The 13664-nt window shown below is 67.8% G+C and carries 16 protein-coding genes; 7 read left to right on the forward strand and 9 right to left on the reverse strand.

All coding sequences use genetic code 11. The annotated features are described in order from the left end of the window. Positions 1 to 111: 111 nt before the first annotated feature. The gene (locus AAHH99_RS02085) at positions 112 to 870 is read right to left on the reverse strand and encodes an oxidoreductase (protein ID WP_418767181.1); all 759 of its coding nucleotides are present in this window, start codon (positions 868 to 870) and stop codon (positions 112 to 114) included. 124 nt (positions 871 to 994) lie between these two features. On the opposite strand from AAHH99_RS02085, the gene acs reads away from it, so the two are divergent. Then, positions 995 to 2956: an acetate--CoA ligase gene (acs, locus tag AAHH99_RS02090; RefSeq protein ID WP_418767182.1), complete on the forward strand. Its 1962-nt coding sequence runs from the start codon at positions 995 to 997 to the stop codon at positions 2954 to 2956. A 21-nt stretch (positions 2957 to 2977) separates the two neighbouring features. Here acs and AAHH99_RS02095 read toward each other — a convergent pair whose 3' ends face one another. Further along, complete coding sequence (locus tag AAHH99_RS02095) at positions 2978 to 3616, reverse strand: peptidase (protein WP_066847230.1); 639 nt, start codon at positions 3614 to 3616, stop codon at positions 2978 to 2980. A gap of 262 nt (positions 3617 to 3878) precedes the next feature. Between AAHH99_RS02095 and AAHH99_RS02100 the strand changes: the two genes are divergently transcribed. Both AAHH99_RS02100 and AAHH99_RS02105 read left to right on the forward strand, forming a co-directional pair. Continuing rightward, on the forward strand, positions 3879 to 4388 hold the full coding sequence (locus AAHH99_RS02100) for a phage holin family protein (RefSeq protein WP_064347828.1): 510 nt from the start codon (positions 3879 to 3881) through the stop codon (positions 4386 to 4388). After that, positions 4389 to 5330 carry an alpha/beta fold hydrolase gene (locus AAHH99_RS02105; RefSeq protein WP_418767183.1) on the forward strand — a complete coding sequence of 314 codons (942 nt, stop codon included), beginning with the start codon at positions 4389 to 4391 and terminating at the stop codon, positions 5328 to 5330. Here the strand turns inward: AAHH99_RS02105 and marP are convergent. Genes marP through nth form a run of 4 tightly spaced genes read right to left on the reverse strand, consistent with a single transcriptional unit; the run spans position 5327 to position 8645 of the window. Next, positions 5327 to 6514, reverse strand: a complete 1188-nt coding sequence (gene marP / locus AAHH99_RS02110) for an acid resistance serine protease MarP (RefSeq protein WP_418767184.1) — start codon at positions 6512 to 6514, stop codon at positions 5327 to 5329. The two genes, AAHH99_RS02105 and marP, sit on opposite strands and share 4 nt — an antisense overlap. Next, complete coding sequence (locus AAHH99_RS02115; RefSeq protein WP_418767185.1) at positions 6511 to 7287, reverse strand: NUDIX hydrolase; 777 nt, start codon at positions 7285 to 7287, stop codon at positions 6511 to 6513. Before AAHH99_RS02115 ends, marP begins: the two co-directional genes overlap by 4 nt. After that, positions 7284 to 7943, reverse strand: a complete 660-nt coding sequence (locus tag AAHH99_RS02120; protein ID WP_418767186.1) for a TlpA family protein disulfide reductase — start codon at positions 7941 to 7943, stop codon at positions 7284 to 7286. Before AAHH99_RS02120 ends, AAHH99_RS02115 begins: the two co-directional genes overlap by 4 nt. A gap of 21 nt (positions 7944 to 7964) precedes the next feature. Further along, positions 7965 to 8645, reverse strand: coding sequence for an endonuclease III (nth, locus tag AAHH99_RS02125; protein WP_418767572.1), 681 nt, complete (start codon positions 8643 to 8645; stop codon positions 7965 to 7967). A 259-nt stretch (positions 8646 to 8904) separates the two neighbouring features. Here nth and AAHH99_RS02130 point away from each other — a divergent pair, with 259 nt between their 5' ends. Next, positions 8905 to 9198, forward strand: coding sequence for a hypothetical protein (locus AAHH99_RS02130; RefSeq protein ID WP_418767187.1), 294 nt, complete (start codon positions 8905 to 8907; stop codon positions 9196 to 9198). Between the two features lie 88 nt (positions 9199 to 9286). Next, positions 9287 to 9961, forward strand: coding sequence for a cAMP-activated global transcriptional regulator CRP (gene crp / locus AAHH99_RS02135; protein ID WP_064347819.1), 675 nt, complete (start codon positions 9287 to 9289; stop codon positions 9959 to 9961). 52 nt (positions 9962 to 10013) lie between these two features. Here crp and AAHH99_RS02140 read toward each other — a convergent pair whose 3' ends face one another. Genes AAHH99_RS02140 through AAHH99_RS02150 form a run of 3 tightly spaced genes read right to left on the reverse strand, consistent with a single transcriptional unit; the run spans position 10014 to position 11400 of the window. Beyond that, on the reverse strand, positions 10014 to 10790 hold the full coding sequence (locus AAHH99_RS02140; protein ID WP_418767188.1) for an MBL fold metallo-hydrolase: 777 nt from the start codon (positions 10788 to 10790) through the stop codon (positions 10014 to 10016). After that, positions 10787 to 11242: a RidA family protein gene (locus AAHH99_RS02145; protein WP_418767189.1), complete on the reverse strand. Its 456-nt coding sequence runs from the start codon at positions 11240 to 11242 to the stop codon at positions 10787 to 10789. The genes AAHH99_RS02140 and AAHH99_RS02145 overlap by 4 nt, the downstream gene beginning before the upstream one ends. Beyond that, the gene (locus AAHH99_RS02150) at positions 11239 to 11400 is read right to left on the reverse strand and encodes a DUF4177 domain-containing protein (RefSeq protein ID WP_094288127.1); all 162 of its coding nucleotides are present in this window, start codon (positions 11398 to 11400) and stop codon (positions 11239 to 11241) included. The genes AAHH99_RS02145 and AAHH99_RS02150 overlap by 4 nt, the downstream gene beginning before the upstream one ends. A gap of 76 nt (positions 11401 to 11476) precedes the next feature. On the opposite strand from AAHH99_RS02150, the gene AAHH99_RS02155 reads away from it, so the two are divergent. Together AAHH99_RS02155 and AAHH99_RS02160 are read left to right on the forward strand one after the other, a co-directional pair. Next, positions 11477 to 12496: an ArsA family ATPase gene (locus AAHH99_RS02155; protein WP_418767190.1), complete on the forward strand. Its 1020-nt coding sequence runs from the start codon at positions 11477 to 11479 to the stop codon at positions 12494 to 12496. A 31-nt stretch (positions 12497 to 12527) separates the two neighbouring features. Further along, entirely contained in the window at positions 12528 to 13655 is a 1128-nt protein-coding gene (locus tag AAHH99_RS02160; RefSeq protein ID WP_418767191.1) for an ArsA family ATPase, read from the forward strand. Positions 13656 to 13664: the final 9 nt, after the last annotated feature.

The raw sequence follows: 13664 nt of genomic DNA on the forward strand, positions 1-13664 counted from the left end.
TAACCGGTCTCCGTGTTAGCGGGCGACGAGCCGAACCACATTCGGAGCGTCGCCCGCTTCGCGTTGGCGACCGGGTGACGGCCTGTGATGGCCGCCCCTTTCAGCAACGCCTCACGGCGACGGGCCCGCCTGCGCGATCGACAACGCCTCGCGGGCGCCCTCGCGCAATGCGCGGCAGCTCAACAGGATCCACGCGGTCAGGCCGTCGGGGGTGCCGGACGAGAACCCCCGAGCCGCGGCGTCGTAGTCACCGGAGCGGCGCATCCAGTGAACCTCCGGCACGCCGAGCCCGTGTGGATCGAGCCCGGTGGTGATCGTCACCAACCGCGACGCCGCCCGCGCCACCACACCGTCGGCGGCACCGAACGGGGCGAGCGTGAGCAGTTCGCCGTGCACGACGGCGGCGAGCACCGGCGCGGGCACCCGGGTCCCTCCCGTGAGGATGTCGGCCAGCAGGGTCAGCCGCGTGCCCACGTGGGCCTCCTGGCGCGGGCGGCCCAACCGTTCGTCATCGGCGATGTCCGCCGCCGCCAGCGCGTGCAACCGGGCGATGGCCTGCAGCGGGGCCCGCTGCCAGACACCGACCAAGGTCGTCGCCCCGCCTTCCACGGCTTCGGACACTCTCAGCGCCCCGGCCAGCACCGGGTCCGGGGTGCCGTCGTCGGTCAACGCAAGCGCACCGCCGTCCAGCACCGACGACGCTCGAGCGGCCCGCAGCGCGGCCTCGGCGGCGCTGCGCGGCCAGCCCCGAAGGTTGGTTCGGTGGCGGTGTGCGCGGCCCAGCGCTTCACGGGCCTCCTCGGCGGCCTCCGCGACGCCGGGCAGGTCAGCCAGCGGCGCCAACGGGTCCTTCGCGAAGCCACCGGTCACGGCAGCACACGCTAGCCGACCGCTGACCCCGTAAGCCACGACGCTCACCGCTGCAAACACACTCGGCGGAGCGGACTGTGGCATGCCAATGTATGAGCGCGGCAAGGTGACTACCCTCACAGATATGGCAGAGTCATCGGCGCAGCACGCTCACGGTCCTTCCGTCTATCCCCCGTCTCCGGAGTTTGCCGAGCAGGCGAACGCGACCGAGGAGCTTTACCGCCAGGCCGAAAAGGACCGGTTGGCGTTCTGGGCGGAGCAGGCCAACCGGCTTGATTGGGAGACACCGTTCGACGAGGTGCTCGATTGGTCGGAGGCCCCGGTCGCCAAGTGGTTCGTCGGCGGAAAGCTCAACGTCGCCTACAACTGCGTGGACCGCCATGTCGAGGCCGGTAACGGGGACCGGGTCGCCATCCACTGGGAGGGTGAGCCCGGCGACAGCCGCGACATCACCTACTCCGAGCTGCTCGCGGAGGTGTCGAAGGCGGCCAACGCGCTGACCGACCTCGGCCTGGCCGCCGGCGACCGCGCCGCCATCTACATGCCGATGATTCCCGAGGCCATCGTGGCGATGCTGGCCTGCGCCCGGCTCGGGGTGCTGCATTCGGTGGTGTTCGCCGGCTTCTCCGCCTCGGCGCTCAAGGCGCGCATCGAGGATGCCCAAGCCAAGATCGTGATCACCAGCGACGGTCAGTACCGGCGTGGGCAGGCGGTGTCGCTCAAGGAATCCGTCGACGAGGCGTGCGAGGGACAAAAGTCGATCGAGCACGTTCTCGTGGTGCGCCGCACCGGGATTGACATCCCGTGGACCGAGGGCCGCGATCTGTGGTGGCACGAGACCGTCGACAACGCCTCACCCGAACACACGCCGGAAGCGTTCGACTCCGAACATCCGTTGTTCCTGCTGTACACCTCGGGAACCACCGGCAAGCCCAAGGGCATCATGCACACCTCCGGCGGCTTCCTGGTCCAGTCGTCGTATTCGCACTACTACGTCTTCGACATCAAGCCCGAGACCGACGTGTACTGGTGCACCGCCGATATCGGATGGGTCACCGGCCACACCTACATCGTGTACGGCCCGCTGTCGAACGGGTGCACCCAGGTCGTCTACGAGGGCACACCGAATTCGCCGAACGAGCACCGGCACTTCGAGGTCATCGAAAAATACGGTGTCACAATCTATTACACCGCGCCGACACTGATCCGGATGTTCATGAAGTGGGGGCGCGAGATCCCCGACGCCCATGACCTTTCCAGCCTGCGCCTACTCGGGTCGGTCGGTGAGCCGATCAACCCCGAGGCGTGGCGGTGGTATCGGGATGCGTTCGGCGGCAAGCGGACTCCGGTCGTCGACACCTGGTGGCAGACCGAGACGGGAGCTATCATGATCTCCCCGCTGCCCGGTGTCACCGAAGCCAAGCCCGGCTCGGCGATGCAGCCGCTGCCCGGTATCTCGGCCAAGATCGTCGACGAGGAAGGCAAGGAGCTCGTGCCCGGCGCCGACGAAGCCGAGCACGTCACCGGCTATCTCGTCTTGGATCAGCCGTGGCCGGCGATGCTGCGGGGCATCTGGGGCGATCCGGAACGATACAAGGACACCTACTGGTCCCGCTATGAGAAGCAAGGGTGGTACTTCGCCGGTGACGGCGCCCGCGTCGACTCGGATGGCTCCATCTGGCTGCTCGGCCGCATCGACGACGTGATGAACGTGTCCGGCCACCGCATCTCGACCACCGAGGTGGAGTCGGCGTTGGTCGGCCATTCCGGTGTCGCCGAGGCCGCGGTCGTCGGCGCCAACGACGACACCACCGGCCAAGGCATCTGCGCATTCGTCATCCTCGAATCGCATGCCAAACACGTCGAAGACGACGAGATCACCACCGAGCTTCGCGAGCAGGTGGCCAAGGAGATCGGAAAGATCGCCCGGCCCAGGGAGATCCACGTCGTGCCCGAGCTGCCGAAGACCCGCAGCGGCAAGATCATGCGGCGGCTGCTGCGTGACGTCGCCGAGGGGCGCGAACTCGGCGACACCTCAACTCTGGTGGATCCCAGCGTGTTCGAGGCGATCCGGGCCAACAAGTAGGCGGTCCGGACGCGGGTCGGCTCAGGCGGCGGCGCCGACGGGGACGAAACCTGTGCCCGGCCGGTTCTTAGCCGTGATGTCGGCCAACTGCGTGTTGAACGACATGGTCACCGCGGGGGTGTGCAGCGGGATGTACTTGATGACGCACGTCGGCAGGGCCTCGGAGAAGGCGCCGTGGATCATGCCGACCAGCCGGTTGTTGACGGTGACAGGCGCGCCCGAATCGCCGGGCTGACCGCACACCTGGTTGACGATGGTGCCCGGCTCCTCGCCCGGGCCCCACGTGACGCCGCAAGAGTAGCCGGTCGTGCGGCCGAGTTTGCAGGCGATGTCACCGGCTACCGGATCGGGGCCCAGGCCGTCGATCTGGAACCCGTCGACGTTGTTGACCGGGCGCACCTTCTGTGGATCGAACTCGATGACCGCGTAGTCCAGGGCGTCGTTGCCCGCGACCATCGTGCCCACCACCCCGGCGGCGTCAACGCCTTCGGCACTGACTTTGGCCCCGGGCCCGCCGCAGTGCGCGGAGGTGAAGCCCACCAGTCGTCCCCGGTTGTCGTTGCCGATCGCGGTGAGCGTGCACAGCGTCTCGCCGTTGACGACAAGGCCCGAGCCGCCACCCAACGAGACCAGCCCCTGAGCGTGCACTGCGGCGGACATCGAGAGGAGTGCCGCTGCTGCGACGACGATGGTCGTGGCGAGACGGCACAGCCCGAGGCCGCTGGTCCTCACGTGAACGTTTCCCCTATCGACGCGCCCCGACCTGCCCTGCCACTGATCTGGCCAGTCTATCGTCGGCCGGGATCGTTTGAGCGCACGCCACATGGCAACATGAGTCGCGACCGACACCATCGCCGGCGGCGCCGGCAGTGGCACCAACGCCGGGAGATCCGGCGATCCGGCCTATGCGGGAGGAACCGTCGTGAGCGATCGCAGGAATGGCGCGCCGACCACCGTCACGTCGATACCGCTGGTCGACCCGCACGCACCCAAGGCCGACCCGTCGATCGGTGACCTCGTCAAGGACGCGACCGCACAGGTGTCCACGCTGGTGCGCGCCGAGGTCGAGCTGGCCAAGGCCGAGATCACACGCGACGTCAAGAAGGGTCTGACCGGCAGCGTCTTCTTCATCCTCGCGCTGGTCGTGCTGTTCTACTCGACGTTCTTTTTCTTCTTCTTCCTCGGTGAGCTGCTCGACCTGTGGCTGGTCAAGTGGGCGGCGTACCTCATCGTGTTCGGCCTGATGGTCGTCGTCACCGCCATCTTCGCTTTCCTCGGTTATCTCAAGGTGCGCCGCATCCGCGGCCCGCAGAAGACGATCGAATCGGTCAAGGAGATCCCCGAGGCGCTGACGCCGGGCCACGACAGGACCAAGGAGATCGCCTCGGGCGACGGAAAGCCGGCGTCGACGGCCGACCCGTCAGGCTGGTAAGTGCCCCCACCCGCCCCGTCGGTCGTCCGCATCGACGGACCGTGGCGGCATCTGGAGGTGCACGCCAACGGAATTCGCTTCCATGTGGTCGAAGCCGAAGGTGATGCGGCTGCGGGCGCCGAGCGGCCGCTGGTGATCCTGCTGCACGGGTTCGGGTCGTTCTGGTGGTCCTGGCGCCACCAACTGGGCGGCTTGTCCGGTGCCCGCGTGGTCGCCGTCGACCTGCGCGGTTACGGTGCCAGCGACAAACCCCCGCGAGGCTACGACGGCTGGACGCTGGCCGGCGACACCGCAGGACTGGTGCGCGCGCTGGGCCACAAGAGCGCGACGCTGGTCGGGCATGCCGACGGCGGCCTGGTGTGCTGGGCCACCGCCGTGCTGCACCCGCGCGCCGTCCGCGCGATCGCCGTGGTCAGCTCACCGCATCCGGCGGCGCTGCGCGCTTCCGCGCTGCGCCATCGCGACCAGGGCCGCGCGCTGCTGCCGTGGATGCTGCGCTACCAGGTGCCGATGTGGCCCGAGCGGGCATTGACCCGCAACGACGGTGCGGAACTCGAACGCCTGGTGCGCAGCCGCGCGGGCGACAGATGGCTTGCCACCGAAGACTTCTCCGAGACCGTCGCGCACATGCGCCGCGCCATTCAGATCCCCGGCGCCGCGCACTCGGCCCTCGAGTACCAGCGGTGGGCGGTGCGCAGCCAACTACGGGGGGAGGGCAGGCGCTTCATACGCGAGATGAACCGACCGATCAACGTTCCGGTGCTGCACATGCGGGGTGTTGCCGACCCGTATGTACTCGCCGATCCGGTGTACCGGACGCAGCGTTACGCACCGCACGGCAGGTACGTATCGATCGACGGCGCAGGGCATTTCGGTCACGAGGAGGCACCGGACAGGGTGAACGACCAGCTGTCCCGCTTCGTGGGGCAGGTCTACGGCTAGGCGACGCAGGCGCCGGTGGGCACCCGTTCGCTGTTGCCCAGCTTGGCCAGTTGCTGCGACACCTCGTTGGCGGTGAGTACGAAGCCGGTGTCGGCGTCGTCGACCGCGGCACCGAACACCACGCCCAGCACCCGGCCCTCCCTGTCGATCATCGGGCCACCCGAATTACCTTGGCGCACAGTGCCTCTGATGGTATAAACCTCGCGCTCGACAGTGGTGGTGCGATAAATGTCGGGACCGCTCAGCTCGATGATCTCGCGGACGCGCGCCGGCGTGGCGACGAAGTTTCCACCGCCGGGATACCCCATCACCACGGCGTCGGTGCCGGTGGTTGCCGCCGTGTCGGCGAACGACAGAGGCGCCGACGGCAGGTCCGGCACGTCGAGGATCGAGATGTCGGCCTGCGGGTCGTAGGACACGACGAACGCGTCGTAGGTCTGCCCGTCGGCCTCGACGGTGACGCTCTCCGATCCGGCGACCACGTGCGCGTTCGAGATCACGCGATTGCTGGCGGCGACGAAACCGGTTCCTTCGAGGACCTTCTGGCAGCCCGGGGCGACCCCGCGGATCTTGACGACACTGGGCCGGGCCGACGCCACTACCGGGTCGGCGGCCAGAGCGGCGTCGGGCGCGTCGACGGCGACGATCGGGGTGCGCCCGAACGGTTGCAGAACGTCGGGCAAGCCGGAGGTGTCCAGCAATGCCGAGAGCCGCTTCGGTACCTCGCGCAGCCACGCAGGCGCCAGGTCGTTGACTTCCTTGAGCACCTGCGAGCCGCGAACGGCTGCGGCGAGGTTCGGCTGGTCCGACGACTGCAGCGGGTACGTCAGCATCCACGCGGCCACCAGGACCGCCAAGGTTTGTATTGCCACCCCGATCAGCGAGTCGACCGTCCGTAGCGAGCGGTTGCGGATGGCGCTGCGCACCGCCCGGCCGAGCACGACACCGGCGATCTCGCCCACGACGACCAAGGCCAGGATCAAGAACAGCGTCACAAACAGCTTGGTGCGCGGCCCGTCGATGTTGGCGACGAGATGGGGCGCCAACAGCACCCCGGCGACGGCGCCCAGAACCACCCCGAGAAACGACAGCATCGAGCCCAGGGCGCCCGAGCGCCAGCCCGAAATGCCCGCCACGAAGGCGATGCCGAGGACAATGAGGTCCACCCACTGTGACGATGTCATGGTTGTGCATCACCGTAACCGGCGCCGCGGCCGACGAGCGCCATTGCGTCCTCCAGTTCGCGCACGTCTTCGGTATTCCACGGCTTTGCCCATCCGGCGACGTCGAGCATCGCCGAGATCACCTGACCGGTGAAACCCCACACCAGCATCTCATTGAGCAGGAACGCCGGACCCGCGTAGCGCCGCGTGTTGGCTTTGCGGTACACCATGATTCGGTTCTCGGGGTTGATGAACGCGCGCACCGGAACCCGGGCGACATGCGCGGTCTCGGCCTCGTCGACTACACCCACCGGCCCCGGGTCCGGCGAGTAGGCCAGCACCGGTACGACGTGGAACCCCGACGGAGGTATGAACAACCGCTCCATCGTGGTGAGCGGATGTAACCGCTGGCCGTCGATCCCGGTCTCCTCGTTGGCCTCGCGCAGCGCCGTCTGCACCGGGCTGTGGTCGCCGGGCTCGACGGCGCCACCGGGAAACGCCGCCTGACCTGCGTGATGGCGCAGGGTGCCCGCGCGCACCGTGACCAGAAGGTCGGCCTCGTCGGGCATGGCGCCGGTCGGGGAGTCGGCGGGTCCGGAGAACAACACCAGCACCGCGGCCTCGCGCGCGTCGGCCTGCGCCGGTTTCCCTTCGCTGGTGACCATCGCGAGCAGCTCGGGTGGCACCCGCCTGCGGTAGGCCCGCTTGATGTCGCCTGCGTTGTCCAGCAACGGTTTGAGCCAGGCCGCGGCGGCGTCGGGCGTCAGACCGCTACCCTCGCTGACCCAGCTCACCCCGGCTCTCCCGTCCTCGCGCCGACCTGCGGCCCCACCGCTGCGGCGATCTCATCGGCGCTGGTGAAAGAGCGCGGTAGGACGTCAGCAACGCTACCGTCCGCACGCAACACCACGGTTGCGGGCATGACGTTGGGCACCCGTAGCGCGGCGGCGATCAACCGCCTGCCGTCCTGCAAGGTGGGCAGTCGCACGCCTAGTTCGGCCAGCCGCAGCAGCGCCGCCGTCTCGTTCTCGTCCTGGTGCACGGTCAACACGGTCACGGCCGACCCCATGCGCCGCTGGTATTCGGCCATCGCGGGGAGTTCGTCGGCGCACGGCCCACACCAGTACGCCCACAGGTTGAGCACGACGACGCGGCCGGCCAGCGCCTTGGCCACGTCGACCATCGCCCCGTCGCCCGCGCACTCGAGCGTGATTCCGCGCAGTGCCTCGGGTCCGGCACCGGCTCCCGGCGCGGGGCACGGCAGCAGGTCGGCCTCGGCACGCGGGCCTGCCAGCGCTTCGGCGGTATCGGCAGCGCGGCGGTCTCGCGCGCTGTGCTGCGACGGTGCCCCGGTGGAGTCGGTGTCGCGGTCCAACTGCGACCACAGCGCCCACCCGAGCGCCACGAGGACCACGAGCACCACGACGGTCCAACGGGTCGAGGTACTCACAGTCGTTCGGGGCCGTGTCGGTTACAGGCCGGCCATGGCCAGCAGATGCTCGGTTTCGGGTCCTTTGACCAGCGGTGCGGCGGTCAGCGGATCAGTCGGCCCGGTGCCGAAGGAGGGGCAGTCGTTGGCCAGCACGCAGACCCCACACGCCGGCTTGCGTGCGTGGCAGACGCGCCGGCCGTGAAAGATCACCCGATGGCTGAGGTCGGTCCACTCACTGCGCTCGATGAGTTCACCGACCGCGTGCTCGACCTTGACCGGATCCTCTTCGGTGGTCCACCCCCAGCGGCGCACGAGCCTGCCGAAATGGGTGTCGACCGTGATGCCGGGGACGCCGAACGCGTTGCCGAGGATGACGTTGGCGGTCTTGCGGCCGACCCCCGGCAGGCTGACCAGCTCCTCGATGGTGGCCGGTACCTCGCCGTCGAACCGCTCGACGAGTTCCTGGCCGAGCCGCATGAGCGAGTTGGCCTTGTTGCGGTAGAACCCGGTGGGGCGGATGAGCTCTTCGAGCTCGGTGCGGTCGGCCTGCGCGTAGTCCAGGGCGGTGCGATATTTCTTGAACAGCGCGGGTGTCGTCAGGTTGACCCGCTTGTCGGTGCTTTGGGCCGACAGGATCGTCGCAACGGTGAGCTCGAGCGGGTTGGTGAAGTCCAGCTCGCAGTACACGTGCGGAAATGCCTGCGCCAGCGTGCGATTCATTCGCCGCGCACGACGGACGAGACCAATCCGCGTCTCGCCGTCCCGATTCCGGGCGCGCTTGGGCCTACCCGCCTTCTTTGCCGACGCCTCGCTTACGGTCACGCATGCCAGCGTACTGAGACGCCCCGACAAAGCCACCGCGAACCGCACTGCCGACCTACTGCGGACCGGTGACGTTTCGTGATCCCGCTGAGACTTTCGGCGTGTTTACTTCTGCCTTGTGTCGTGGTTGCTCGTTGGCCTGATTCCGGGGTTGCTGATGGCTGCGACGCTCGGGCTGCAACGCCTGGAGGCGGGCCTGCACCGGGACACGGTCTCAGCCACCGATGTGGCGCACTTCTTCGAACAAGCCGAGCCGTTGGATGTCGACACGCTGGCGCGGGACGGAATGAGCCGCGCACTGGACGGTATGCGCCATCGTCAACACGTCGCGCACGCGTTCACCAGCGGGCCAGCGGCGCATTTTCGGGACGCGGATCTGCCGGTACGGCCATATCCCCAGCACGGGATGAATCCGGAATTTCAGCAGACCCGACATGCCGATCGTGTGTAGCGTGGGCTGGTCACGAAATCGGGTACCTCTAGACTTATCTCGCTTACCGATAGAGGTCGGCTTCACCTAACAGCTTAAGAGGGGCAACGTGGACGAGATCCTGGCGCGGGCCGGAATCTTCCAGGGGGTCGAACCCAGCGCCGTCACCGCGCTGACCAAGCAATTGCAGCCAGTCGACTTCCCCCGTGGACACACCGTGTTCGCCGAAGGTGAGCCCGGCGATCGGCTCTACATCATCATTTCCGGCAAGGTCAAGATCGGACGCCGCTCGCCGGACGGCCGCGAGAACCTGCTCACGATCATGGGCCCGTCGGACATGTTCGGTGAACTCTCGATCTTCGACCCCGGTCCGCGGACGTCGAGCGCGACCACCATCACCGAGGTTCGCGCGGTGTCGATGGACCGCGACGCGCTTCGGGCGTGGATCGCTGACCGCCCCGAGATCGCCGAGCAGCTGCTGCGCGTGCTCGCCCGCCGGTTGCGCCGCACCAACAACAACCTCGCCGATTTGATCTTCACCGACGTTCCCGGCCGGGTGGCCAAGCAGCTGCTTCAGCTGGCGCAGCGGTTCGGCACCCAGGAGGGCGGCGCGCTGCGGGTCACCCACGACCTCACCCAGGAGGAGATCGCCCAACTCGTCGGCGCCTCGCGCGAGACCGTCAACAAGGCGCTCGCCGATTTCGCCCATCGCGGTTGGATTCGCCTGGAGGGCAAGAGCGTTCTGATCTCCGACTCGGAACGGCTGGCCCGCCGAGCTCGATAGCGATTTGTGCACATTGAGGAGCGGTGAGCGCTCCTCAATGTGCACAAATCACTCAGGCGCGCAGATGGTCGAGCTGCGCTTGGACGCTCCATTCCGCTACGTCCCATAGCTTCTCGTCGACGTCGGTATAGACGTGCTCGACGACCTGTCGCACGGTGGCGTCGTCGCCGAGCACCCGCAACGCCGCGCGCACCTGGTCGAGCCGCTCCTCGCGGTGCGCCAGGTACATGTCGGTCACGGCTTCGAGGTTCTCCAGATCGGGCCCGTGCCCAGGCAACACGATGCGCGGTCCGAGGCCCCGTAGCCGCTGCAGTGACTCCAGATAGTCGGCGAGGCCGCCGTCCTCCTTGTCGATGACGGTCGTCCCGCGGCCCAGCACCGTGTCGGCCGTCAGCACTGCATCATCGAGCAGGAAGCACACCGAGTCGACGGTGTGGCCCGGGGTGGCCATGACGGTGATGCGCAGGCCCGCGGCTTCGATGACCTCGCCGTCGGTGAGCGGGCCACCGAGGCCTCGCAGGAATCCGCTGCCCACGGAGCGCACCACCGCACCCGTGCGGTCGACGATTTTGTCGATGGCACCGGTGTGGTCCTCGTGTTTGTGGCTGATCAGGACCAACGGAATCGTTCCCAGCTCCGCGATCCGCCCGATGTGCTCGTCGTCATCGGGCCCGGGGTCGACGACGACCATCTCGTCGCTGCCGGGGCCGCGCAACACCCATGTGTTGGTGCCGTCCAGCGTCAACAAGCCGGGGTTGTCGCACAGCAGCACCGAGGCAGTGTCGGTGACCGGACGCAGCCGTCCGTACGCCGGATGCTCCGGCGTCACGCGACCTCCACGATCACTTCGACCTCGACCGGGGCGTCCCTCGGCAGCTCGGACACCCCGACCGCGGAGCGGGCATGCGCGCCTGCCTCCCCGAACACCTCCCCGAACAGTTCCGACGCGCCGTTGATCACACCGGGCTGACCGTGAAATCCCGGCGCGGAGGCGACGAACCCGACCACCTTGACCACGCGGGTCACCGCATCGATGCCGACCAGCGAATGCACCGCGGCCAGCGCGTTGAGGGCGCACACCCGGGCCAGCTCATAGGCTTGCTCGGGGGTGACCCCGCCGCCGACCTTGCCCGTGCGCACCAGTTCGCCGTCGCGAATCGGCAGCTGGCCCGCGGTGTAGACGAGGTTGCCGGTGCGCACCGCAGGCACGTAGGCCGCCAACGGCGCGACCGATGGAGGCAACTCGATGCCCAGCTCCGCCAGCCGCGCGGACGGTGTCATTTGGGACGCTTGAGGTAAGCGACGTGCTGTTCACCCGTGGGGCCCGGCAGCACAGACACCAACTCCCAGCCGTCCTCACCCCACTGATCGAGGATTTGCTTGGTGGCGTGGGTCAGGAGCGGGACGGTGGCGTATTCCCAACGGGTCGATTCGGTCATGCGCCCGAGCTTATCGGTGACCGCTATGCGGCCGCGGACCTGCGGAGCATGGAACCGCGTTGGCTAGCATGCACGGGTGGCTTCCACTACCAATGGCGGTAGATCCGTCGGCTGGCCCTCTCGGCTGAGCAAGGCTCGACTGCACTTCGTCACCGGCAAGGGTGGCACCGGTAAATCCACGATCGCCGCATCGCTGGCGTTGGCGCTGGCGGCGGGCGGCCGCAAGGTGCTGTTGGTGGAAGTCGAAGGGCGCCAAGGCATTGCGCAGTTGTTCGACGTGCCGCCGCTGCCCTACCAGGAGGTCAAGATCGCGACCGCCGAAGGCGGCGGTCAGGTCAACGCGCTGGCCATCGACACCGAGGCCGCGTTCCTGGAGTACCTCGACATGTTCTACAACCTGGGTCTGGCGGGGCGCGCGATGCGCCGGATCGGGGCCGTCGAATTCGCGACCACGATCGCACCGGGTCTGCGCGATGTGCTGCTGACCGGCAAGATCCGCGAGATCGTGACCCGCGCCGAGAAGGGCAAACAGCCCGTCTACGACGCGGTCGTGGTCGACTCCCCGCCGACGGGTCGCATCGCGCGGTTCCTCGACGTCACCAAGGCGGTATCGGATCTGGCCAAGGGCGGCCCGGTGCACGGGCAGGCCGAAAGCGTGGTCAAGGTGCTTCACTCCGACATGACCGCCATCCATCTGGTCACGTTGCTGGAGGCGCTGCCCATTCAGGAGACGCTGGAGGCGATCGATGAGCTCAAGGAGCTCGGCCTGCCCATCGGCAGCGTCATCGTCAACCGCGACATTCCCGCCTACTTGCCCGCCGATGCGTTGACCAAGGCGGCCGAAGGTGACATCGACGCCGACACCGTGCGAGCCGGCCTCGCCGAAGCCGGAATCACGTTGTCGGACTCCGATTTCGCCGGCCTGTTGACCGAGGCGATCCAGCATGCGACCCGGATCCAGGCGCGCGCCGAAAGCGCGGAGCAACTCGACGCGCTGGACGTGGCGCGCCTGCAGCTGCCGCAGATCGTCGACGGTGTCGATCTGGGCAGCCTGTACGAACTCGCCGAAGAACTCGAACGCCAAGGGGTGCGCTGATGAATGCTCGCGCGAAGAAGGGTCGGAATTGATGAGTGCGACTCCACCGGCCCTCGACTTGGGCTCGATTCTCAAGGACACGTCGAACCGCGTCGTGGTGTGCTGCGGCGCCGGAGGCGTCGGGAAGACCACCACCGCGGCGGCGATGGCGCTGCGCGCGGCGGAGTACGGCAGGACCGTCGTGGTACTGACCATCGACCCGGCCAAGCGGCTCGCCCAGGCGCTGGGCATCAAGACGCTCGGCAACACTCCGCAGCGGGTTCCGTTGGCCCCCGAGGTGTCGGGTGAACTGCACGCGATGATGCTCGACATGCGCCGAACGTTTGACGAGATGGTCATCCAATACTCGGGGACCCAACGGGCACAAGAGATTCTGGACAACCAGTTCTATCAGACGGTGGCCACCTCGCTGGCGGGCACTCAGGAGTACATGGCCATGGAGAAACTCGGTCAGCTCCTGGCCGAGGACCGGTGGGACCTGGTCGTCGTCGACACCCCACCCTCACGCAACGCGTTGGACTTCCTCGACGCGCCAAAGCGGTTGGGCGGCTTCATGGACAGCAGGCTGTGGAAGCTGCTGCTGGGGCCCGGGCGGGGTATCGGTCGGTTGGTCACGGGCGCGATGGGGCTGGCGATGAAGGCACTGTCCACAGTTCTGGGATCGCAAATGCTCTCGGACGCAGCGGCTTTCGTCCAGTCCCTGGACTCGACGTTCGGCGGCTTCCGCGAGAAGGCCGACCGCACCTATGAATTGCTCAAGCGGCGCGGGACGCAGTTCGTGGTGGTCTCGGCCGCCGAACCGGACGCCCTTCGCGAGGCGTCGTTCTTTGTCGACCGGCTTTCCGAGGAGCACATGCCGCTGGCCGGTTTGATCCTCAACCGGACCCACCCGATGCTGTGCGATCTGCACGCCGAGAAGGCCGAGGAAGCCGCCGAGACGATCGAGAAGAGCGATCCGGAGTCGGTGACGGCAGCGGTGCTGCGGATCCACGCCGACCGTGCCATGACCGCCAAGCGTGAGATCCGGCTGCTGTCGCGCTTCACCGGGGCCAATCCGCACGTGTCGATCGTGGGCGTGCCTTCGCTGCCGTTCGACGTCTCGGACCTGGAGGCGCTGCGGGCGATTGCCGATCAGATCACCGGCGAGACCGCCGCCTAGCGACGAAAG

It is taken from the genome of Mycobacterium neumannii, assembly GCF_048452905.1.
Lineage (GTDB): Bacteria > Actinomycetota > Actinomycetes > Mycobacteriales > Mycobacteriaceae > Mycobacterium > Mycobacterium neumannii_B.